Origin of the sequence: Bowmanella denitrificans, assembly GCF_002887595.1 — a bacterium.
Lineage (GTDB): Bacteria > Pseudomonadota > Gammaproteobacteria > Enterobacterales > Alteromonadaceae > Bowmanella > Bowmanella denitrificans.
This window is the reverse complement of sequence record NZ_PEBU01000006.1, coordinates 168,484-189,510: the sequence shown is the minus strand read 5'-3', so window position 1 is coordinate 189,510 and position 21,027 is coordinate 168,484. Positions and strand designations below refer to the sequence as shown.

22 protein-coding genes and 1 tRNA gene are annotated in these 21,027 nt (G+C 49.5%); 16 read left to right on the top strand and 7 right to left on the bottom strand.

What is annotated here, in order from left to right; genetic code table 11:
* Positions 1-121 precede the first annotated feature (121 nt).
* The gene (queC, locus tag CSR04_RS12895; protein ID WP_102796709.1) at positions 122-778 is read left to right on the top strand and encodes a 7-cyano-7-deazaguanine synthase QueC; all 657 of its coding nucleotides are present in this window, start codon (positions 122-124) and stop codon (positions 776-778) included.
* Positions 779-815: 37 nt separating this feature from the next.
* On the opposite strand, the gene CSR04_RS12890 is transcribed toward queC, so the two are convergent.
* The 3 genes from CSR04_RS12890 to CSR04_RS12880 form a co-directional block, all read right to left on the bottom strand.
* Positions 816-1,730: a LysR family transcriptional regulator gene (locus tag CSR04_RS12890; RefSeq protein ID WP_102796708.1), complete on the bottom strand. Its 915-nt coding sequence runs from the start codon at positions 1,728-1,730 to the stop codon at positions 816-818.
* 130 nt (positions 1,731-1,860) lie between these two features.
* Positions 1,861-3,864, bottom strand: a complete 2,004-nt coding sequence (gene uvrB / locus CSR04_RS12885) for an excinuclease ABC subunit UvrB (protein WP_102796707.1) — start codon at positions 3,862-3,864, stop codon at positions 1,861-1,863.
* A complete protein-coding gene (locus CSR04_RS12880) occupies positions 3,861-5,246 on the bottom strand; it encodes an MATE family efflux transporter (protein WP_425427690.1) in 1,386 nt (461 codons plus the stop codon). Before CSR04_RS12880 ends, uvrB begins: the two co-directional genes overlap by 4 nt.
* A gap of 826 nt (positions 5,247-6,072) precedes the next feature.
* Here CSR04_RS12880 and CSR04_RS12875 point away from each other — a divergent pair.
* The 10 genes from CSR04_RS12875 (at position 6,073) to glpQ (ending at position 14,213) form a co-directional block, all read left to right on the top strand.
* A tRNA-Asn gene (locus tag CSR04_RS12875) sits at positions 6,073-6,149 on the top strand.
* Positions 6,150-6,288: 139 nt separating this feature from the next.
* Positions 6,289-6,870 carry an electron transport complex subunit RsxA gene (gene rsxA / locus CSR04_RS12870; protein WP_102796706.1) on the top strand — a complete coding sequence of 194 codons (582 nt, stop codon included), beginning with the start codon at positions 6,289-6,291 and terminating at the stop codon, positions 6,868-6,870.
* The gene (gene rsxB, locus CSR04_RS12865) at positions 6,870-7,424 is read left to right on the top strand and encodes an electron transport complex subunit RsxB (protein WP_102796705.1); all 555 of its coding nucleotides are present in this window, start codon (positions 6,870-6,872) and stop codon (positions 7,422-7,424) included. The genes rsxA and rsxB overlap by 1 nt, the downstream gene beginning before the upstream one ends.
* Before the next feature lie 13 nt (positions 7,425-7,437).
* Entirely contained in the window at positions 7,438-9,705 is a 2,268-nt protein-coding gene (rsxC, locus tag CSR04_RS12860; RefSeq protein WP_245921598.1) for an electron transport complex subunit RsxC, read from the top strand.
* The gene (gene rsxD / locus CSR04_RS12855) at positions 9,702-10,769 is read left to right on the top strand and encodes an electron transport complex subunit RsxD (RefSeq protein ID WP_102796703.1); all 1,068 of its coding nucleotides are present in this window, start codon (positions 9,702-9,704) and stop codon (positions 10,767-10,769) included. Before rsxC ends, rsxD begins: the two co-directional genes overlap by 4 nt.
* Positions 10,766-11,428, top strand: coding sequence for an electron transport complex subunit RsxG (rsxG, locus tag CSR04_RS12850; protein ID WP_102796702.1), 663 nt, complete (start codon positions 10,766-10,768; stop codon positions 11,426-11,428). Before rsxD ends, rsxG begins: the two co-directional genes overlap by 4 nt.
* Positions 11,421-12,116 carry an electron transport complex subunit E gene (locus tag CSR04_RS12845; RefSeq protein ID WP_102796701.1) on the top strand — a complete coding sequence of 232 codons (696 nt, stop codon included), beginning with the start codon at positions 11,421-11,423 and terminating at the stop codon, positions 12,114-12,116. The genes rsxG and CSR04_RS12845 overlap by 8 nt, the downstream gene beginning before the upstream one ends.
* Positions 12,117-12,155: 39 nt before the next feature.
* On the top strand, positions 12,156-12,791 hold the full coding sequence (gene nth / locus CSR04_RS12840; protein ID WP_102796700.1) for an endonuclease III: 636 nt from the start codon (positions 12,156-12,158) through the stop codon (positions 12,789-12,791).
* A gap of 39 nt (positions 12,792-12,830) precedes the next feature.
* Positions 12,831-13,211, top strand: a complete 381-nt coding sequence (gloA, locus tag CSR04_RS12835) for a lactoylglutathione lyase (protein ID WP_102796699.1) — start codon at positions 12,831-12,833, stop codon at positions 13,209-13,211.
* Positions 13,212-13,220: 9 nt separating this feature from the next.
* Complete coding sequence (gene glpQ, locus CSR04_RS12830; RefSeq protein ID WP_102796698.1) at positions 13,221-14,213, top strand: glycerophosphodiester phosphodiesterase; 993 nt, start codon at positions 13,221-13,223, stop codon at positions 14,211-14,213.
* Positions 14,214-14,251: 38 nt separating this feature from the next.
* Here the strand turns inward: glpQ and CSR04_RS12825 are convergent, their stop codons facing one another.
* The gene (locus tag CSR04_RS12825) at positions 14,252-15,118 is read right to left on the bottom strand and encodes a flagellar protein MotY (protein WP_102796697.1); all 867 of its coding nucleotides are present in this window, start codon (positions 15,116-15,118) and stop codon (positions 14,252-14,254) included.
* Between the two features lie 136 nt (positions 15,119-15,254).
* On the opposite strand from CSR04_RS12825, the gene rnt reads away from it, so the two are divergent.
* Together rnt and CSR04_RS12810 are read left to right on the top strand one after the other, a co-directional pair.
* A complete protein-coding gene (gene rnt, locus CSR04_RS12820; protein WP_102796696.1) occupies positions 15,255-15,893 on the top strand; it encodes a ribonuclease T in 639 nt (212 codons plus the stop codon).
* 373 nt (positions 15,894-16,266) lie between these two features.
* Entirely contained in the window at positions 16,267-17,145 is an 879-nt protein-coding gene (locus CSR04_RS12810) for a universal stress protein (protein WP_102796694.1), read from the top strand.
* A 45-nt stretch (positions 17,146-17,190) separates the two neighbouring features.
* Here the strand turns inward: CSR04_RS12810 and CSR04_RS12805 are convergent, their stop codons facing one another.
* The gene (locus tag CSR04_RS12805) at positions 17,191-17,796 is read right to left on the bottom strand and encodes a peroxiredoxin (RefSeq protein ID WP_102796693.1); all 606 of its coding nucleotides are present in this window, start codon (positions 17,794-17,796) and stop codon (positions 17,191-17,193) included.
* 264 nt (positions 17,797-18,060) lie between these two features.
* Here CSR04_RS12805 and CSR04_RS12800 point away from each other — a divergent pair, with 264 nt between their 5' ends.
* Complete coding sequence (locus tag CSR04_RS12800; RefSeq protein ID WP_102796692.1) at positions 18,061-18,255, top strand: bacterioferritin-associated ferredoxin; 195 nt, start codon at positions 18,061-18,063, stop codon at positions 18,253-18,255.
* A 116-nt stretch (positions 18,256-18,371) separates the two neighbouring features.
* Positions 18,372-18,845 carry a bacterioferritin gene (bfr, locus tag CSR04_RS12795; RefSeq protein WP_102796691.1) on the top strand — a complete coding sequence of 158 codons (474 nt, stop codon included), beginning with the start codon at positions 18,372-18,374 and terminating at the stop codon, positions 18,843-18,845.
* A gap of 38 nt (positions 18,846-18,883) precedes the next feature.
* Here the strand turns inward: bfr and CSR04_RS12790 are convergent, their stop codons facing one another.
* On the bottom strand, positions 18,884-19,240 hold the full coding sequence (locus tag CSR04_RS12790; RefSeq protein WP_102796825.1) for a Grx4 family monothiol glutaredoxin: 357 nt from the start codon (positions 19,238-19,240) through the stop codon (positions 18,884-18,886).
* Between the two features lie 233 nt (positions 19,241-19,473).
* On the opposite strand from CSR04_RS12790, the gene CSR04_RS12785 reads away from it, so the two are divergent.
* Positions 19,474-20,058, top strand: a complete 585-nt coding sequence (locus CSR04_RS12785; protein ID WP_102796690.1) for a Fe-Mn family superoxide dismutase — start codon at positions 19,474-19,476, stop codon at positions 20,056-20,058.
* Positions 20,059-20,112: 54 nt separating this feature from the next.
* On the opposite strand, the gene fadR is transcribed toward CSR04_RS12785, so the two are convergent.
* Positions 20,113-20,823: a fatty acid metabolism transcriptional regulator FadR gene (gene fadR / locus CSR04_RS12780; RefSeq protein ID WP_102796689.1), complete on the bottom strand. Its 711-nt coding sequence runs from the start codon at positions 20,821-20,823 to the stop codon at positions 20,113-20,115.
* Between the last annotated feature and the right edge of the window lie 204 nt (positions 20,824-21,027).

The following is a 21,027-nucleotide window of genomic DNA, read 5'->3' as shown; positions in this document are numbered from 1 at the left end:
GTCGCTCAAGGGGCTATCCTGCGTTGAATGAATTGCCCCGGCGGTCTGTGAACATAGAGCCGGTCGGGGCAAAACTGATATGATTAGTACTAAGTTGGCAGATTATAGAGAAGGCAGCCAGATGGCACAAAAAGTAGTAGTGATTTTTTCCGGCGGTATGGATTCCTTTACGGTACTGCATAAAGCACATCGGCAGGGTTTTGAGCTGTATGCGCTGTCGTTTGACTATGGTCAGCGACACAAAAAAGAGCTGCAATATGCCGCCAGCGTTTGCCAAAGCCTGGGCGTAGTGCACAAGATAGTGGATATCACTGCCATTAATCAGCTGGTGGGCGGCTCTTCCCTGACCAGTGATATCGACGTTGCCGAAGGCCACTATGCGGCCGAAAATATGAAAAACACCGTGGTCCCCAACCGCAATATGATTTTACTGTCGATGGCTGTGGGTTATGCGGTCTCACTGGGTGCCAGCAAGGTGTACTATGGTGCCCATTCGGGGGACCACAATATCTACCCGGATTGCCGGCCTGAGTTCGTGCTGAAAATGAACGATGTCTGCGCGATTGCCAACTACGAGCCCGTCGAGGTTGTCAGCCCTTACCTGCATGACAGTAAAATCGACATTCTGGCCGACGGACTGGCGATGGGGCTGGATTACAGCCAAACCTGGACTTGCTATAACGGCCGCGACAAAGCCTGCGGAAAATGTGGCGCCTGTAATGAACGCCTGGAAGCTTTTGCAGAAAATGGCGTGCAAGACCCGCTGCCCTACGAATAAGCGAGCAGCCATAAGGCCGCATTTGCGGCCTTATGGTTTACACTGACTTAGTGGCGAAATACGCCAGCTCACGAATACAATGTTTAAGCACGGGGTTAAGAATGGTGTTTTTACCATTAATGGCAAAGAACTCATGTTTAAAACTGAAGTCTTTACCACCTACCTGTACCAGGCCCAATTCCTTGTGATTACTGGCCAGTGAGTGCGGCAATAACCCCAAATAGTTACCGGTCAGGATGGCGGCCAGACAGGACTCATAGGAGTCAGAAAAGGTATGAATAGACATGCGCTGATCTTCGCCAATGTAATTGGATGACGACATTCCGGTAATGCCAATCGAAGCATAATCTTCCAATCTCACCTTATCCGGAAAACTGTCGTGATACTTCGCCAGAGGATGGGATTCGTGGCAATATAAACCACCGATACTGGCCACGCCTAATGGATGAAACACCAAAGACTCTGGTTTAACCATGTCATAGCTGGACACCACCAAATGGCATTCGCCAGACAATGCCACATGTTCCACTTCGTTATACAAGCGGGTTTGGATATTAAAGTGGATATCGTCAAACTTTTGCATGGTGCTCTTCACTGCCTGGCTCACCGCTTGTGACAAATTCAGCGGCAAGCTGGACATCAGCACCAGCGTGATATGCCCGGAATAATCGTCGTGCAAACTCTTAAGGTTAAACACAAAGTTATCAAAGGCATTAAAAATACGTTTAGTTTCCTGAAAAACTACCTCACCCTCTTTGGTCATCTGAAAACCACCACGACCGCGGTGACACAAAACCAAATCCAGGCGTTCTTCCAGTTTCTTGATGGCCGCACTGATATTGGGACGCTGCATACGTAATACAGGCTCAGCAGCGGTGAAACCATTACAGGACGCTACCGCATAAAACACGCGCAGCAGTTTGATATCGGATTCTTGCAGTCTGTTCAGCATAAGGGTCCAGATCTTATAGGTATGCTAAAAGATACTACACCCCTTTGGTCCAGCCTGGCAAACCCCATTTTATCGGTTGCAGGTATATTTTCCTGGCCGTTACCTCGAGCTTTCCTGTTGTTCAGCGATTTTATGACAATGCCACCAATTGCCGCCGCAGCTCTTCCACCTGATCGCGCAGGGCCGCGGCCTGCTCGAACTCCAGCTCTCTGGCATGCTTAAACATGCGGCTTTCCAGCTCATTGATGTCATGCAGAAGTTGATCCGGCGTTTTGGCCTGATATTTCTTACCTTTCTCCGCGACCTTAGCCTGGCGCTCCCGCCGGCTGCGCTCCCCCAGGTCCATCACATCGGTGACAGGCTTGAGCAGACGCTGCGGGACGATGCCGTGTTCGAGGTTATGGGCCTGCTGTTTTTCACGACGCCGCTGGGTTTCCTCCATGGCGCGCTGCATAGAACCGGTAATCACATCTGCATACAGAATTGCCCGACCATTGGGGTGACGGGCGGCTCGGCCAATAGTTTGAATCAATGAACGGTCAGAACGCAAAAAGCCTTCTTTATCAGCATCCAGTATCGCCACCAGGGACACTTCCGGCATGTCCAGTCCTTCCCGCAGCAAGTTAATGCCCACCAACACATCAAATTTACCCAGACGCAGATCGCGGATGATCTCCATGCGTTCCACGGTATCAATGTCTGAGTGCAGATAGCGCACCTTAACCCCATGTTCATCCAGATAATCGCTGAGATCCTCGGCCATGCGTTTGGTTAAGGTCGTCACCAGCACGCGCTCATCCAAGGCCACACGCTTGTGCACTTCGGAGAGTAAATCATCGACCTGGGTTGTCACCGGGCGTACCTCAAGTTCGGGATCCACCAAACCTGTCGGCCTGACCACCTGTTCCACCACATCCCCGGCTGATTTTTCCAGCTCGTACTTGCCCGGTGTGGCCGACACATAAATGGTCTGGGGAGACAGTTGCTCAAATTCCTCAAACTTCAGGGGCCGGTTATCCAGCGCTGAAGGTAACCGAAAACCATACTCAACCAGGGTTTCCTTGCGCGAGCGATCACCTTTATACATGGCACCGATTTGCGATACCGTGACGTGAGACTCATCGATAAATAACAGGCCATCGGCCGGAAAATAATCGATCAGGGTCGGTGGTGGTTCCCCCGGTGCACGGCCGGACAGATAGCGGGAGTAGTTTTCGATGCCCGAGCAATAGCCCAGCTCCAACATCATTTCGATATCGAACTGGCAGCGCTGGGCGATACGCTGTTCTTCAATCAGTTTGTTTACCCCTTTGAGCTGCTCCCTGCGCTCTTTAAGCTCCACTTTGATATGTTCAATGGCATCGAGGATCTTTTCTCTGGGCGTAACATAATGGGTTTTAGGAAACACCGTGGCCCTGGCCACTGATTTTTCGATGGCACCGGTAAGAGGATCAAACAGGCTGATTTTTTCAATTTCCTCATCGAACAATTCCACCCTGATACCCTGACGATCTGAATCAGCGGGGAAAATATCGATAACATCGCCCCGCACACGAAAGGTACCGCGTTCAAAGCTGACGTCATTACGGCTGTATTGCAATTCGGCGAGACGACGCAGAATATCCCGTTGATCCATCAAATCCCCCTGGCGCAAATGCAGCAGCATCTTCATATAGGATTCGGGATCGCCTAAACCATAAATGGCAGACACACTGGACACGATCACCACATCACGGCGCTCCATCAAGGCTTTAGTGGCTGACAAGCGCATCTGCTCGATATGGTCGTTGATGGAGGCGTCCTTCTCGATAAAAGTGTCCGTGGTAGGCACATAGGCTTCGGGCTGGTAATAGTCGTAGTAGGAAACGAAATACTCCACCGCATTATTGGGAAAGAACTCTTTCATCTCCCCATACAACTGGGCCGCCAGTGTTTTGTTATGCGCGAGGATCAGTGTAGGTCGTTGCACCTGCTGTATCACATTGGCCATGGTAAAAGTTTTGCCCGATCCCGTGACACCCAGTAAAGTTTGGCAGGCCAGACCGCTGTCCAGGCCATCCACCAGCGCTTCAATGGCTTTAGGTTGGTCACCTGCGGGTTGATAACTGGCTTTAAGTTCAAATCCCCTGCTCATCCCGTTACCTCCTGAGCTTGCTGCAACTGACATTCTTCATCCAATAACTTACGGAACCATAGAAACGCGCAAGCGGCTGTTAGCAAATTCGCCAGCACCCCAGCCGCAAACATACCTGGCAGGTGATAAAGCAGGCTGCCCAGGTAAGAAATAGGTACAAAAAATACGAATAAGCGCAACAAACTTAACAGCAGTGCACTCATAGGCTTGTGCATGGCGTTAAAGGATGAATTGGTCAGAATAATAATGCCCTGCAAACCGTAACCTAAAGGCACTATCATCAGAAATAACTGAATTAGCTCTGCCACCTGTTTCTCTTCAGCAAACACCATGGCAATCAATGGTGAGCACAGCCACAACAGCAGGAAAATTCCCAGTTGCCAGAGCATCACAAAGCGCATACACAACATGTAGCCGTCTCGCACCCTGTCCATGCGTCCGGCTCCAAAATTCTGGCTGATAAAAGGCGGCAAGCTCATGGATAACGCCAGCACCACGATGCAGGCAATGGATTCTAACCTATTGCCAACCCCCCAGGTCGCCACCGCCTCGGCCCCATAAGTCGCGACGATAGCAGTGAGCACACCATTGGCAATTGGGGTTAACATGTTGGCACCCGCCGCTGGTAAGCCGATTTTCAATACGGCACGACTGGTCATACGGAATTCAGAAAAGGTCAACAGTCTGGGAAGTACCAAACCACGTTTGATTACTAATAAATACAGGATATAGCCACAGCCCACCGCCCAAGCCGCCATAGTGGCAATCGCAGCGCCCTGGATGCCCAGGGCCGGTATCGGGCCTAACCCGAAGATCAACAACGGATCCAGAATAGCGTTGATCAAGCCGCCTGCCGCCATCACGATGCTGGGTGTTTTGGTATCACCTGCAGCCCGTAGTACCGAGTTTCCCACCATAGGTAATGCCAGAAAAACTCCGGCCACATACCAGATATGCATATAGTCACGAATATGTACAAGCTGTGATTCGGTGGCCCCCAACATTCTGAAAACCGGATCGATAGTTAAAAAACCGACTATCGCCAGCAGCCCCACTAATAAAAATGACAACATCAGGGCACCAGTGCCAAACTCCCTGGCCAGATGTGATTGGCCAGCGCCCAGATACCGTGCAATAGTGGCAGAGGTGCCAATCCCCAAACCGATATTGAGGCTAATTAAGGTGAAGGTAACCGGAAAGGTAAAGCTAATCGCAGCCAGCTCTTCGGTACCCAACAAACTCACGAAGAAGGTATCCACCAACCCGAAGGTCATTAGCATCACCATGCCCAGAATCATCGGCACTGTCATCTGCCGTAATGTACTGGCGATGGGACTGTTTAGCAGATCGGGTTTAGCACTGGCTTGCACGGCATAGCTCACTGAGTGGGAAAGGACTCATGATAAAAGACTGGTCATGAGAAGGCCATGGCAAAGCGCTGCGCTTTTGTATGGAAATATGATTCAGATCGTTCTATTTAATACAGATCCAGCACATCGTGACAAGTCAAGAACCTATCTTCATTGAACTTAATGCACTGATTTAATCACCTGATTTGTTGGTAAATTTTTTTTCCCCAACAAAAAATAACTAACAAGGTCAACACCAACCCGGCCAAAAATCCGCCAAGATGTCCAATCAGCGACCTAACCACGACTTAACAAATTGTTTTTTATAGAATAATTCATTTTATTCCTAATTTCTTAAGTCGCCCCCTTGACAGCATTTTTACTGCCCTGACGGCATTTCCTCCCGATTCATCAACATAGTTATCCACAGATTTAGTGGATAAGTCCGGCCCGGCCAATCACGCCGCCTTTTTCACCAGCATGTGGACAAAAAATGGTAAGTTACTACTAACCTGCTGAGACTCATTCTTATGTTGCATTTTTGTTAAACACTGTCCTTAGATCCAGTAGGCAAGGCTTTCATAAGAACAAATTGGGATAACTGAACGTTTTTTATTCCCTCTTTTTGTAGGATAAACAACCTAAAAGAATGCGTTTTTATGGGCCACAATAACCACATAAGTATTATCCACCGAGACGCAGCAAGCACTCTCTTTGCCTAGCAAATAACCAAACAGTCATAAAGTGGTAAAATTTATCGATTCCGCTGTTGACACCTATCAGGCAGCTCATTAATATTCGCCTCCGTTGAAAACAGCCAGCCACCAAGCTGAATCCTGTTTTTAATGTGAATATCTGCTCCCCCTTAGCTCAGTTGGTTAGAGCGACGGACTGTTAATCCGCAGGTCCCCCGTTCGAGTCGGGGAGGGGGAGCCAACTTCCAGATACTGTCAAAATTGGCTTACAGCCCTTGTACAACCCCTAATCCAGCTAGAATAACCCTAAGAATATCAAGTTGTTAATCTGGTCGTAAAATCGGATAATAGCGCCCAGCAATCCATCTTCCCTTACAGGCATGACTGAATATCTCCTGCTGCTATTAGGCACAGTGCTGGTAAACAATTTCGTATTGGTGAATTTTCTTGGCCTTTGCCCTTTTATGGGGGTGTCAGGCAAACTGGAAACCGCCATCGGGATGTCTATGGCCACGACTTTTGTTCTGACCCTGGCCTCCCTTTCCAGCTATCTTGTTGAGCATTACATATTACTACCTTTGGGTATCGGCTATCTGCGCACTCTGAGTTTTATCCTGGTTATCGCGGTGGTGGTGCAATTCACCGAGATGGTCGTGCATAAAACCAGTCCGACCCTGTATCGTCTGTTGGGTATTTTTCTGCCATTGATTACCACTAACTGTGCAGTATTAGGTGTTGCTCTGCTAAATGTTCGTGAACAACATAATTTTATCCAGTCAGTAGTCTATGGCTTCGGTGCCGCTGCTGGTTTCTCTTTGGTGTTGATACTGTTTGCTGCCATGCGTGAACGCCTTGCAGCAGCAGATGTGCCTTCCCCATTTAAGGGCGCTTCCATCGCCATGATCACCGCTGGATTAATGTCTCTGGCCTTTATGGGCTTTACCGGTTTGGTCAAACTCTGATGTCATTGTTGTATGCGCTCTTAGCCATTGGCTTGTTAGCACTGCTGTTCGGTCTGATTTTAGGTTATGCCGCCGTGCGTTTTAAGGTGGAAAGCGATCCGCTGGTTGAACAAATCGATGCTATTTTACCTCAAACCCAATGCGGGCAATGCGGGTACCCAGGTTGTCGTCCTTACGCCGAAGCGATTGCCAATGGCGATGAAATTAATAAATGTCCGCCTGGCGGTGAGTCCACCATCCGCCAGCTTGCTGACTTAATGGGTCTAGAAGCCAAGCCCCTTGATGATGCACATGGCAGTAACGACGTAAAGAAAGTGGCGTTTATTCGTGAAGACGAATGCATTGGCTGCACTAAATGTATCCAGGCCTGTCCGGTGGATGCCATCGTCGGTGCATCAAAGCAGATGCACACGGTTATCAGCGAAGAATGTACCGGTTGTGACTTATGTGTAGACCCCTGCCCGGTGGATTGTATTGACATGGTGCCGGTGAAAGTCACAGCCTCTTCCTGGCGCTGGCAATTAGACGCCATCCCGGTAAAAACCATAGATTAGAAGGGCGAATCAGTTGCAATCATTGATAGACAAAATTCGCCAGGGACGCTTTTTTGATTTTCCTGGCGGTGTACATCCGCCAGGTCGCAAGACCCTGTCCAATCAGGATGTAATCGGCAAGTGTACTTTGCCTGAGCACCTCTACCTGACAGTTAAACAGCATATAGGCGCCCCGGGACAGTTGCAGGTAAAAGTGGGTGACGAGGTGCTTAAAGGGCAGGCCTTAACACGCAGCACAAATCCTTTTGCCTTACCCGTGCATGCACCAACATCCGGCAAGGTTACCGCTATCGCGCCGCATGTATCGGCGCATCCATCCGGCCTGGCAGAGCTGAGCGTGGAAATAACCCCGGATGGACGAGATAAGTGGATTGACCTGACGCCCATACCGGATTATCAGCAATTGCCTAAAACCCGCATTATTGAAGCGATCTGTGATGCGGGGATTGCCGGTATGGGTGGTGCGGGTTTCCCCACTCATATTAAAGTCAGTCCGAAAAAAGATGTGGAGTTTCTGGTAATCAACGGGGCCGAGTGTGAGCCCTATATTACCGCCGATGACCGACTGATGCGCGAACATGCCTGGCAGATACGACAAGGTATTGATGTTCTCTGCCACTTGCTCAACCCGGGCCATGTGCTTATCGCCATTGAAGACAACAAACCCGAGGCCATTCAGGCCATGCAGGTAGCTTGTCAGGAAAAGCCTGACTATATCATCTGCCCTATTCCCACTAAGTATCCAGCCGGCGGCGAAAAACAACTTATTCAGGTGCTGACCGGTCGTGAAGTGCCCCATGGCCGCCTGCCCATAGACGTAGGCATTATTATGCAAAACGTCGGCACTTGTTTTGCCGTAGCAGATGTTATCTTTACCGGCAAGCCGTTGATTCAGCGTGTTGTCACCCTCACAGGCGAAGCCATGACAAAGCCATGCAACGTCTGGGCTCTACTGGGTACACCGATATGTCATTTGCTAAAACATGCAGGTTACGAAAAAGCACAGCAGGGGGTTCAGCGTCTGATAATGGGCGGACCGATGATGGGCTTCAGCCTGGCTTCCGAACAAATACCTGTGGTGAAAAGTACTAACTGTATTTTAGCGCCAACCCAACAAGAAATGACGCTGCCCGAGGAAGAGCAGGCCTGTATTCGCTGCAGCGCTTGTGCTGATGCTTGCCCGGTGAATTTGCTGCCGCAACAAATGTATTGGCATAGCAAAGCCAAAGAGCTGGACAAGGCGCAGGATTATAACCTGTTTGACTGCATCGAGTGCGGGGCCTGTGCTTATGTTTGCCCAAGCCAGATTCCGCTGGTGCATTACTACCGCGTTGCCAAGGCACAAATCCGTCAACAGGAAGAAGAAAAGCAGAAAGCCGACAAGGCCAGAGACAGATTTGAAGCGCGCAAACAGCGTTTGGAAGAAGAAAAGGCCGAGCGCGAGTTAAAACATCAGCAGGCAGCCGAGGCCAGACGTGAAGCCATGCATAAACAGGGCGACGATCCAAAGTCTAAGGTTGCTGCAGCGCTGGCCAGAGCACGGAAACAGCAGACCAGCGATGAGACAACGGCAGCCCCAGAGACCGCGGATAAAGTCGCAGCCGCTATTGCCCGTGCTAAAGCCAGAAAAGCCGCAGTACAGCAAGGTGACTCCGCGCCCAGCGACACAGCAGATACTGCAGCAGAAGATAAACAAGCCAAAGTGGCCGCTGCCGTGGCGCGTGCCAAGGCCAGAAAAGCCGCAACGCAGCAAGGTCATGCGGCGCCCAGCGACACAGCAGATACTGCAGCAGAAGATAAACAGGCCAAAGTAGCCGCTGCCGTGGCGCGTGCCAAGGCCAGAAAAGCCGCAGTACAGCAAGGTGATGCCGCGCCCAGCGACACAGCAGATACTGCAGCAGAAGATAAACAGGCCAAAGAGGCCACTGCCAGCAAAAGCAAGACCACAAAACAAGTTAAGCCGAAAGACAAGGTGTCAACCCAAGTCACAGCCGCCGATACCCCCGTTAAGCCAGCGCCAGCTGACGATAGAGAAGAACAGAAAAGGCAACGCGTCGCGGCAGCCATTGCCAAGGCCAAACAACAAAAAGCACAGAAAGATCGTCAGCAAGCTTCTTCCACAGCAGATATGCCTGCAGAAAAAGTCGCTCAGCCTCTGGTGGAAGTAGACGAACAGAAAAAACAACGTGTTGCAGCGGCTATCGCCAAAGCGAAGGCCAGAAAAGCCAAACTTGATATGCAAAGTAGCGCAGATAATCAGCAGGATAAAACAGACGAATGAGCCTTCGAATTGCCAGTTCACCTCACCAGCGCAGTCAACGTAGTACCGCCGAGCTTATGCGCCTGGTCTGTTATTGCGCCCTGCCCGGTTTTGCCCTGCAATGCTGGTTTTTCGGCTGGGGCAGCCTGCTACAGTTCTTGATTGCAGCCGTGGTCGCATTAGGCACCGAAGCGCTGATTCTGGAACTGCGCAAAAAAGATTTTGAAAAGGCCCTGTCCGATTGCAGCGCGCTATTAACCGCTTTGCTGCTGGCAATTTGTCTGCCACCGCTTACGCCTTGGTGGATTACGGCTATCGGTGCGTTTTTCGCCATCGGCATCGCCAAACAACTTTATGGTGGCTTGGGATCTAACCTGTTTAACCCCGCCATGGTGGCTTATGTAACCTTACTGGTGTCGTTTCCGGTTGCCATGACATCCTGGCTGCCACCGCAACATTTAGCAGAGCATCCTTATAATCTGGTCGATGCTTTGAGCGTGATCTTTACCGGCTTTACCGGTGAAGGTTACAGCCTGACCCAGCTTCGCAGTGATGCCGACGGCTTTACCATGGCTACGCCCCTGGACGCAGTGAAAACCGATTTAAGTCTCGGCCTGACGCTGGAAGAAGCAACCAGCAAAGGACAATTTAACAATGGCCTGGGCATTGGCTGGTTTTGGATTAACCTGGCCTATCTGGCAGGTGGTCTGGTTTTACTGAAGTTACGTGCAATTAAATGGCAGATTCCCGTCAGCATGCTGGGGACCATATTGCTGGTGGCCGGCATCATGCACCTTAGCGCCCCGGATCTGTTCGCATCACCCTGGTTCCATCTGCTTAGCGGCGGCACTATGCTGGGGGCTTTTTTTATTGCTACCGACCCGGTTTCCGCCAGTACAACTGACCGCGGCCGCTTGCTCTTCGGCGCAGGTATTGGCCTGCTGGTAGTGGTCATTCGGACTTGGGGCGGTTACCCCGATGCCATTGCCTTTGCCGTCGTGCTGATGAATATGGCCGTGCCGCTGATAGATTATTACACCCGGCCCCGCACTTATGGCCACCAGCGTCAAAGAGGAAAACCATGAAAGACAGCCTCAAGCGCAACGGCTTAACGCTGACCGCTTTTGCGCTGGTCACCACCGGTCTGATTGCGCTGACCCATCAGTTCACTGATGACAAAATCAAAAGCCAGCAGCAGCAACAGCTGCAGAAACTGCTTGGCAGTATTGTCCCGGCCAATCTGCATGACAATGATATTGAGCATGACTGCACAGAAATCAGCCATCCTGAGTTTTTAGGCAATAGCGACGCCAAAAAGGTGTATCGTGCGCGTCTGGCTGGTGAGCCTGCCGCCCTGGTTATTCAAACCATAACGCCGGACGGTTATAGCGGCAATATCGAGCTATTGGTAGGTATTGATGCACAAGGAAAAGTGACCGGCGTCCGCGCAATTAAGCATCAGGAAACCCCAGGCCTTGGCGATAAAATTGATGTGCGTATCAGTGACTGGATTCTGAGCTTTAATGGTAAAGGGCTGGGCAATGGTGATGAAAAAAACTGGGCAGTCAAAAAAGACGGCGGACAGTTTGACCAATTTACCGGCGCCACCATTACCCCCAGAGCGGTTGTCGGCGCAGTGCGTGATGCACTGAAACTCAGCAATAGCATGCAGCAACAACTGTATGATGCACCTAACTTATGCAAGGTGAGCAAGGTGAGTACCAAGGAGGAAGCCCATGAGTGAATACAAAACCCTGTCTTGGCAAGGGCTGTGGAAAAACAATCCGGCCCTGGTACAACTGCTGGGCTTATGCCCGTTGCTGGCGGTGACCGGCAGTTTTATTAATGGCCTGGGATTGGGGCTGGCTACCACGGCGGTGCTGATTGGTTCCAATACTACAGTCTCCCTGGTACGCAATCTGGTACCGGCAGAGATACGCATCCCTATTTTTGTGATGGTGATAGCCGCGTTTGTCACTATTATCCAATTGCTGATGAACGCCTACACCTTCACCCTTTATCAGGCCCTGGGTATTTTTATTCCTTTAATTGTGACCAATTGCGCCATTATTGGCCGGGCAGAAGCCTATGCATCAAAAAATCCGGTAAAGTTTGCCGCTTTTGACGGTTTGATGATGGGCGTCGGCTTCACACTGGTATTGGTGACACTGGGCGGATTGCGGGAAATACTGGGAAGCGGCACCCTGTTCAGCGGTGCAGAGTTCCTGTTTGGCGACTGGGCCAAACAGCTAACCCTGACGCTTTATGTGACCGAGCATAAGTTCCTGCTGGCCATTTTGCCACCGGGCGCCTTTATCGGTATGGGTTTGCTTATCGCCCTGAAAAATGTATTGGATAAGCGGCTGGAACAACTTAATAAACAACCGGCCAAAGTAGTGCAGCGCGCCAGAATCACGGCAGAGTCTTCCTGACGGAATACTCAGCATGGTGGCCAACAAAGACAGACCAGGATGAACCAGAGCAAACGCAAACAAATATTACAACGCCTGAGGGATGACAACCCTCACCCCACCACCGAGCTCAACTACAGTTCCCCGTTTGAACTGTTGATTGCCGTGATCCTTTCAGCGCAGGCCACTGATGTGGGCGTGAATAAAGCCACCGACAAACTGTTCCCGGTTGCCAATACCCCGGAAGCGATTCTGGCATTAGGTGTGGATGGCCTGAAGGAATACATTAAAACCATTGGCCTGTTTAATGCCAAAGCAGAAAATGTGATTAAGACCTGCCACATTCTGGTAAATCAGCATGGTTCTGCAGTGCCTGAAAGTCGCGAGGCATTAGAGGCACTGCCCGGCGTTGGCCGCAAAACCGCCAATGTGGTGCTGAACACCGCTTTCGGCTGGCCCACCATTGCCGTAGATACGCATATTTTCCGGGTCAGCAACCGCACGGGGCTGGCGCCTGGCAAAAATGTGCTTGAAGTGGAAAATAAACTACTTAAGGTTGTGCCTGCCGAGTTTAAAGTCGATGTACACCACTGGCTGATTCTGCACGGCCGTTACGTATGTGTTGCCAGAAAGCCCCGTTGCGGCGCATGCCTGATTGAAGATCTCTGTGAGTTCAGAGATAAAACTGAAACATAATAAGATTACACTCCCCCCTGACCAAAAAGGACCAGAAGTATGAGACTACTGCATACCATGTTGCGCGTTGGTAACCTGGAAAGTTCTATTGAATTCTATACCCAGTTACTGGGTATGACGCTGTTACGCACCAGTGAAAACCAGGAATATCAATATACCCTGGCATTTCTGGGGTATGGCGAAGAACACAGCCATACCGTACTAGAACTGACCTACAACTGGGATCAAGACAGCTATGATATGGGTACGGCGTACGGACACATCGCTATAGGTGCAGAAGATATCTATGCGCTGTGTGAACGCCTGGAGCAGCAAGGTGCAGATGTCTACCGCAAACCTGGGCCGGTCAAAGGTGGCAGTACCGTTATCGCCTTTGTGCGCGACCCTGACGGTTATGCCGTGGAGCTGATTCAAGACTGAGATTAAAACATGATAAGGACGCTGCTTACCGGCATTCTGCTGTCAACCCTGTGCACTAACCTGTTGGCCAAACCTTTGGTCATTGCGCATCGGGGCGCATCGGGCTACCTGCCGGAGCATACGCTGCCAGCCGTTATTCTGGCCCATGGCATGAACCCCGATTATATCGAGCAGGATTTAGTGTTATCCAAGGATGGTGTGTTGGTGGTACTGCATGATATCCACCTGGATACCGTGACCGATGTGGCAGAGCGCTTTGCACAACGGAAACGGGCCGATGGACGCTTTTATGCCATCGACTTTACCCTTGAGGAATTGAAGAGCCTGCGGGTACACGAAAGACGCAATGAACAGAATCAGCAAGTGTTTGCCCTTCGTTACCAGGGGCATAAGAGCAATGCGGACTTCTTTCGCATTGCGACCTTCGAAGAGCAGCTCATTCTGATTCAAGAGCTGAATCGCAGCCGTGGCGTCAATATTGGCATTTATCCGGAGATAAAATCCCCGGCATTTCACCGTGCTGCAGGGCAAGATATCAGCAAGATTTTCATGGCCCAATTGGAAAAGCATGGTCTGAATAAGGCAAATGCCAAGGTATATGTGCAATGTTTCGACTTTGCCGAAACCCGCCGTTTACGCCAGGAGCTGGGCCTGAAAGCGCCGCTGATACAGCTTTTGGCAGAAAACAGCTGGCAGGAGTCAGGTTCAGACTACGACTATTTAAAATCCCCGCCGGGTTTGCAGGAGATTGCCAAGGTAGCGGATGGGATTGGCCCCTGGATCCCGCAGTTGGTTAACTTTGACAACAAAGCCCCAACCACGCTGTTAACACAAGCCAAGGCATTGGGATTACAAATACATCCTTATACTCTTCGTGCAGACCAACTACCGCAAGGTATGGACTGGCAGAGCACCATGGCATTGCTATTTGACGGGCTGAAAGTTGATGGTATTTTTACCGACTTCCCGGATAAGGTCGTGGCCTACAACGCCACACAGTAAAAAGGGCGCCTAGCGCCCTTTTGACAATCCTGATGTGATTACAACCCTTTCTCCATACGGATAATCACCCGACGGTTCTTGGCTCTGGACAGTTCATTGCTGTTTTCTGCAATATGCCGTTTTTCCCCATGGCCGGTGATGCTGATCCTGTCGCCCTCAACCCCTTGCTCCTGGAAAAACTGCTTTACCCGCTCGGCACGTCGCAATGACAATTGCTCATTACTCCAACGGCCGCCATAACTGTCGGTATAAGCATCCAGTAACACCAGTTCAATATTGCTGTCTTCTTTAAGGTAGTCACTGATCATGCTGAGTTTTTTGCGTGAGCCTCGGGTAAATTCATCGGAGTTTTTCTGATACGACAGCACAGTGTAGGCAATGTCCTCGAAGCTATAGGGCAGTAAATTAGCCACGCATTGGGAAAACTGCCGGTATTGGTCAATAAAGTTGCTGGCATTTAGCCCCACAGCCACTCTGTCGGCTTCATTGTACCAATCACGATAATAGATGGTCGGCCAGAACCCTTTTTCCAACTCAGACAGAATGGTCCAGGCCGCTTGTTCCGGTAGATCACCATTATATTGTTTACGAATGGGCATATCGGCAATTTGCCGTTGCATTGCCCCAGGCATCCAGCTCGGTGGCACCGAGTAAACCGAAGCCACACCGTAAGTTTTGGGCAACTGCAGCATATCCAGCTCAAACTCCATATTGAGTTGCTTACTGGCCATACTGGTAAACAACGCATCGCCATAGCCGGGTACCTGATGTTTCAGAGTACATTGCAGTCGGGTTTGGCTGCTTAACTGCCAACTGGAGGTTTCAACGGGCGCTGCATAATGACGCAATCCGGCCTGAGCGGGCGTTATCAGCATACCGAGCAAAGCATAAAGGAGTCTGTTCATAACATCTCTGTCCAATTCCTTACCAAGATATCGGCAGTCACATCAATTCCATTACACTGGATAGCCTCGGCCAGACTTGTCATAATCGCGGCCCAGACCAGCACGACCATTTAGTTCAAGACCGATAGAGTAAAAGATGACAGCAGATACGCAACAACTCAAGCAAAGATTCAGGGGATATTTTCCCGTAGTAATAGATGTGGAAACCGCCGGTTTTAATCCGCGCACCGACGCTTTGCTGGAAATTGCTGCAGTTACCTTAAAGCTGGATCAAACAGGTCAGCTTGTCAGAGACGAAACCTTTCATTTTCATGTCCAGCCATTTGCAGGTGCGAACCTGGAACAGGCTGCACTGGATTTTAATGGCATCGACCCACATTGTGCCTTGCGTGGCGCTCTACCTGAAACCGACGTTATGAAGGAACTGTGTAAGCAAATCCGTAAAAAGCAGAAAGATGCGGATTGCCAGCGCAGTGTAATTGTTGCCCACAATGCGGCCTTTGATCAGGGCTTTGTTAACGCCGCCGTTGAACGCTCCAGTATAAAGCGCACCCCATTCCACCCTTTCGTGTCTTTTGATACCACCAGCCTGTCAGCCCTGGCTTTCGGTCAAACCGTATTGGTTAAGGCCTGCCGCACGGCGGGACTGAGCTTTGATCAGGCCGAGGCACATAGCGCTTTGTATGACGCTGAGAAAACCGCAGATCTATTCTGTATTATCGTCAACAAGTGGCAACAACTGGGTGGCTGGCCGCTAACGACGGTAGAGATCTGACAGAATTAAATACCTGATGTATTTGGCATAGCCTTTCTGATATAAATCAATGTATTGATTAGAGTGCGTTGACCTTTTGAGTATAAATTTTGTTCAATTCCAGCCCCTTATGGTCACGACGCCGGGCTGCAGGCTTAGTGGGCCTAAGTCAAAGCCCGGCAACACAGAGCAGGAGGGGCTGGGTTGAACCCTTCGGGCAGCGCTTGTGGGCCCTTTCTACGGCGTTATCACTCACTCATGTAGAATCACTACACCACGTTCGCTCTGCCTTGTATAAAGGGCCCACAAACTGCTGCAAAATCATAATTAAAAGGTCAACACGCTCTAATTATCCTGCTAGATTTATGCTACTTAGCTGAAAAGGAAGGCGTGGATGAAACAAATACTAGTCATTGCAGATCTCCCGGGAAACAAGCCCAAGGCCCTGGCAAAAGCCAAATTAGTTGCAGAGGCGTTAGATGCTCAGGTAACGGTGTTGAGCTTTGTACATGAACAACTTAAACATCTACCCGACAACCTTAGCAATGCGCAACAACAGGAAGTTCAGCAAAGCCTGATTGAACAGCGTCAGCAATGGCTGGAACGCCAACTCAAAGATACCGGACTGAACGATGCCAGTGTACAGACTCAGGTGATCTGGGAGAAAAACATTGCCCAGTGGGTGGAAGCTTACAGCCGGCGTCATCGCCATGACCTGATTATTAAAACCGGACATCGCACTGAAAATCTGTTTTACACGCCAACAGACTGGCATTTGCTCAGAACCAGCAGTACACCGGTATTACTAGTGGCTGAGAAAAAATGGAAAAAGCAGCACAATGTGCTGGTTACATTGGATCTTGGTAGTAAGCTACAAAGTAAGCAAGCTTTGAACAGGCAATTACTGGCCACAGGTATTGAGTGGGTACGTCATTTTGGCGGCGAATTACATGTGGCTTATTGCCTGCCCATGTCCCCCATGCTGAAAGATCTGATGGGACTAAGTGCCAAGAAAATCGCCACTCAGGCCAGACAACAGTATCTGCCGCTGATTCAGGAAATGGCTGGTGACTACCCTATTTCCGAAAAGCAGTTGCACATTAAGGCCGGTGAACCAGACAAGGTGTTGCCCAGTATGGCGGCTGATGTCAATGCGGGCCTGGTCGCCATAGGCACCGTGGGCCGCAAAGGACTAAAAGGAAAACTGTTGGGTAATACCGCGGAACAAATCCTGACCCTGCTTAAAACCGATGTGATGGCAATTCAGCCTTAAAATAAAAAAGCCGCGATAATCGCGGCTTCGTTTTAGCTTAAAGTCTTACAGCTTGTCGCTGTTTTCCGCCAGGTACTTGGCCACACCTTCGGGGCTTGCCTGCATACCTTCGTTACCTTGCTGCCAGCCAGCTGGACATACTTCACCATGCTCCTGGTGGAAATTCAGAGCATCCACCATACGCAGCATTTCGTCTACATTACGGCCCAGCGGCAGATCATTAACCACCTGATGACGTACATTACCTTCCTCGTCGATCAGGAAAGAGCCACGGAACGCCACGCCAGCTTCAGGATGCTCAACATCATAGGCCTGGCAGATTTCATGTTTTACGTCTGCCACCAGCGTGTACTTCACAGGCCCGATACCGCCTTGATTTACCGGCGTATTACGCCATGCGTTGTGGCTGAACTGGGAGTCAATAGAGATACCAATAACCTCTACACCACGCTTTTGGAATTCTTCGTAACGTTTGTCAAAAGCAATCAGCTCTGAAGGGCAAACAAAAGTGAAATCAAGTGGGTAGAAAAACAACACGGCCTTTTTGCCTTTAATGGCATCTTTCAGGTTATAGCTGTCAACAATCTCACCGTTGCCCAGTACGGCAGCGGCAGTGAAATCCGGGGCGGGACGACCAACTAATACACTCATCATCTTCTCCATTTATTGGTTGATGTTTTGCTTACTGCGTTTGCTACGCAATAAGTCTCAGAAAAACTAGAACACAAGATAAGGGCACATGCAGTGCAAACCAAGAGCAAAAACAAAATTGCTGCACTAAATGTCGAATTACTACACTGGCCTTCATGGACTTCACCTAAATTTAAGTGAGATTTCTTATCAATCTCAAACAAATTTCTTGGCAAAACACCTAATAACAATTATTATCATTTGTAGTGTTATAGGAGTTGTACTTTGTTCGTTTGTCTTTGCCACGGAATCACCGATAAGCACATTGCCCAAGCCGTCCGCGAGGAAGGGGTTGGAAATATGCGTGAGCTGCGCAAACAGCTGGGTGTTGGCAGTCAATGCGGGAAATGTGTACAACTGGCCCAACAGGTCATAGATAACACTATAGTTGATGAGTCCTTATTTAAGGACGTCAGCTAAACACAGTTTGAATAAATTGGCCGGTGACGCATAAGTATTTGTTCTCTATAATGAATGAATCTTAGCCCGCCGTTTTTGTGTTGCTTGGCAAAAATGGCTTACCATGGAGCCCGGCGATGAAAGGCGATAAATCCCTTATCAAACACCTTAACAAGGTGCTCGGCCATCAATTGGTGGCAATCAATCAGTATTTCCTGCATTCCCGTATGTTTAAGAACTGGGGACTGAAGGCGTTGGCCGACAAGGAATATCACGAGTCAATCCGGGAAATGAAACGCGCCGATGATCTGATTGAACGCATTTTGTTTTTGGATGGCATTCCTAACTTACAGGATTTGGGCAAATTGCATATCGGTGAAGACACCGAAGAGATGCTCAACTGTGACCTCAGTTTTGAACATAAAGCCCTGCCGGATTTACGCAGTGCCATACAGTATGCAGAATCCGTGCAGGATTATGTCACTCGTGACTTACTCGGCAACGTTCTGGATGGCCAGGAAGAGCACGTAGACTGGCTGGAAACTCAGTTACAGCTTATCAGCAAACTGGGCATTGAAAACTACAACCAATCACAAATGCATGATGATTAATTGAGAAGGGGCCGATACGCGCCCCTTTTTTGTGTCAGTTATTCAGCGCTGTCCTGCTCTTCACCTTTACTGGCTTTAGCACGGGCGGCGGCCTCTTTGATTAAGGGCTGCAATTCACCTTGCTGGAACATTTCCAGGACAATGTCACAGCCGCCGACCAGTTCACCTTCCACCCAAAGCTGCGGAAAGGTGGGCCAATTGGCATAAGCGGGTAGTTCTGCACGAATATCCGGGTTTTGCAGAATATCTACATAAGCAAACGGCTCGCCACAGGACATCAGCGCCTGCGACGCCTGGGCAGAGAAGCCACAACTGGGCAGCTTAGGTGAGCCTTTCATATATATTAGGATGGGATTTTCAGCGATTTGCTGTTTGATTTTTTCCAACGTTTCCACAATAACTGCCTCATAATTAGGGTTAAACGGATTTGCGGCCATTATACGTGTTTTCAAGGCTTGACTCATGCATTGTTCACATAACTTGATTTTGCTGCGATGGGCCGCATCTATATAAGCTGTCTGGCTGGCTATTTATTTGCATTGGCTTTAGACTAATAAATAAACCAATAACTTTATAAACTACGATGACAACTACGTCGTCGACCTTATGACTAACATGGAGAATTTACATGGCTTTTGAACTTCCCCCATTGCCGTACGAAAAAAATGCATTGGAACCGCATATCTCTGCTGAAACTCTGGATTACCATTATGGCAAGCACCACAACACCTATGTGGTGAAGCTGAACGGTCTCATTGAAGGTACCGAGTTCGCCAACAAATCTCTGGAAGACATTGTACGTAGTTCTCAGGGTGGCGTATTTAACAATGCTGCACAAATCTGGAACCACACTTTTTACTGGCACAGCCTGAGCCCAAATGGCGGTGGTGAACCAGCCGGTGCACTGGCCGATGCAATCAACGCAAAATGGGGCTCCTTTGCCGCATTCAAAGAAGCCTTCAATGACAAGGCAGTCAATAACTTTGGTTCAAGCTGGACCTGGTTGGTAAAATTGGCCGATGGCAGCCTGGATATTGTAAACACCAGCAATGCTGGTACGCCTATCACTGAAGCAGGCGTAACGCCGCTGATGACGGTGGATCTGTGGGAGCATGCCTACTACATTGATTACCGCAATCTGCGCCCTAAGTACCTGGAAGGTTTCTGGGCTTTGATCAACTGGGATTTCGCAGCACAGAACTTTGCCAAGTAATCTCAGCAAAAACAAAAAAAGCGCCTGTTGGCGCTTTTTTTATGTCTAAGACAATCAGTCCACTAAGTCCTGCGGCATATCACCGCGAATTTCATGCCAAATCTTGCCGCTGGCAATCCCGTATTTGCGAATCAGACCTGGAACCTGCTCATGGGCACCCGTTTGTGCAAGTTGTAATAACTGTGCGTAGTAATCACGGGCCAGGTTACGGGACTTGCTATTAGAGAAATAATAACCGCCAATTCTGGCGTATAAGCCGCGAAAGCCGTTCATCATCAGTACATAAACCCGGTTGCCAGACGCCAGCGCAAGATCATGGTTAATGCGGTAATCATAATCAGCAAAAGCCTGACCGTCTTCAGGCACATCCGAATAGCCTTTAAGGAGCTCAGCAGCCTGCTCCGGCGAGTTTTTAATTGCCCCGCGAATAAATACCGCACTGACGCTGGTACGTGCAGCCAATAGATGATCAACAAGTTCTGGAATACCATCCTGGTCCAGACGCGCCAGAGTTTCCAGGATATTCAGACCACAAGTTTCCCAGAAGTTATTCACTTTCGTGGGTTTGCCATGCTGAATAGTTAGCCAACCATCCCGCGCCAACCTCTGCAACACTTCCCGTAAAGTAGTACGGGTCACTCCGATAAGTTCAGATAATTCCCGCTCAGCCGGCAGGATAGTTCCGGGTGGAAATCTGCCGCTCCAAATAGATTCAACAATATATTCTTCGGCAAATCCTGCTGGACTCTGGGACTTATAGATCATGCAAAAGCTCGCTTAATACCGATTAGTTTTTGTTATCAAACTGATTGTACCAGATGTGTATGCTAATTAAACCAAATTACTGCAGAGGCCATGGTGGCGCCAATTCACCTCTTTCGCCATACTGAATATGACAGATTATCCTGCACTCAGAAGGGGTAAACATCAGAATTGGCTTGCTTTTTTCGGCACTTCTCATTAAAACAA

What these genes read in the sequence shown, in the direction of transcription:
- CSR04_RS12805 (WP_102796693.1), bottom strand. Translation starts at nt 17,796, where the DNA reads ATGAGTGTATTAGTTGGTCGTCCCGCCCCGGATTTCACTGCCGCTGCC.
- gloA (WP_102796699.1), top strand. Translation starts at nt 12,831, where the DNA reads ATGAGACTACTGCATACCATGTTGCGCGTTGGTAACCTGGAAAGTTCT.
- queC (WP_102796709.1), top strand. Translation starts at nt 122, where the DNA reads ATGGCACAAAAAGTAGTAGTGATTTTTTCCGGCGGTATGGATTCCTTT.
- CSR04_RS12845 (WP_102796701.1), top strand. Translation starts at nt 11,421, where the DNA reads ATGAGTGAATACAAAACCCTGTCTTGGCAAGGGCTGTGGAAAAACAAT.
- rnt (WP_102796696.1), top strand. Translation starts at nt 15,255, where the DNA reads ATGACAGCAGATACGCAACAACTCAAGCAAAGATTCAGGGGATATTTT.
- rsxD (WP_102796703.1), top strand. Translation starts at nt 9,702, where the DNA reads ATGAGCCTTCGAATTGCCAGTTCACCTCACCAGCGCAGTCAACGTAGT.
- CSR04_RS12810 (WP_102796694.1), top strand. Translation starts at nt 16,267, where the DNA reads ATGAAACAAATACTAGTCATTGCAGATCTCCCGGGAAACAAGCCCAAG.
- glpQ (WP_102796698.1), top strand. Translation starts at nt 13,221, where the DNA reads ATGATAAGGACGCTGCTTACCGGCATTCTGCTGTCAACCCTGTGCACT.
- rsxA (WP_102796706.1), top strand. Translation starts at nt 6,289, where the DNA reads ATGACTGAATATCTCCTGCTGCTATTAGGCACAGTGCTGGTAAACAAT.
- CSR04_RS12890 (WP_102796708.1), bottom strand. Translation starts at nt 1,730, where the DNA reads ATGCTGAACAGACTGCAAGAATCCGATATCAAACTGCTGCGCGTGTTT.
- bfr (WP_102796691.1), top strand. Translation starts at nt 18,372, where the DNA reads ATGAAAGGCGATAAATCCCTTATCAAACACCTTAACAAGGTGCTCGGC.
- rsxG (WP_102796702.1), top strand. Translation starts at nt 10,766, where the DNA reads ATGAAAGACAGCCTCAAGCGCAACGGCTTAACGCTGACCGCTTTTGCG.
- fadR (WP_102796689.1), bottom strand. Translation starts at nt 20,823, where the DNA reads ATGATCTATAAGTCCCAGAGTCCAGCAGGATTTGCCGAAGAATATATT.
- rsxB (WP_102796705.1), top strand. Translation starts at nt 6,870, where the DNA reads ATGTCATTGTTGTATGCGCTCTTAGCCATTGGCTTGTTAGCACTGCTG.
- nth (WP_102796700.1), top strand. Translation starts at nt 12,156, where the DNA reads ATGAACCAGAGCAAACGCAAACAAATATTACAACGCCTGAGGGATGAC.
- CSR04_RS12825 (WP_102796697.1), bottom strand. Translation starts at nt 15,118, where the DNA reads ATGAACAGACTCCTTTATGCTTTGCTCGGTATGCTGATAACGCCCGCT.
- CSR04_RS12785 (WP_102796690.1), top strand. Translation starts at nt 19,474, where the DNA reads ATGGCTTTTGAACTTCCCCCATTGCCGTACGAAAAAAATGCATTGGAA.
- uvrB (WP_102796707.1), bottom strand. Translation starts at nt 3,864, where the DNA reads ATGAGCAGGGGATTTGAACTTAAAGCCAGTTATCAACCCGCAGGTGAC.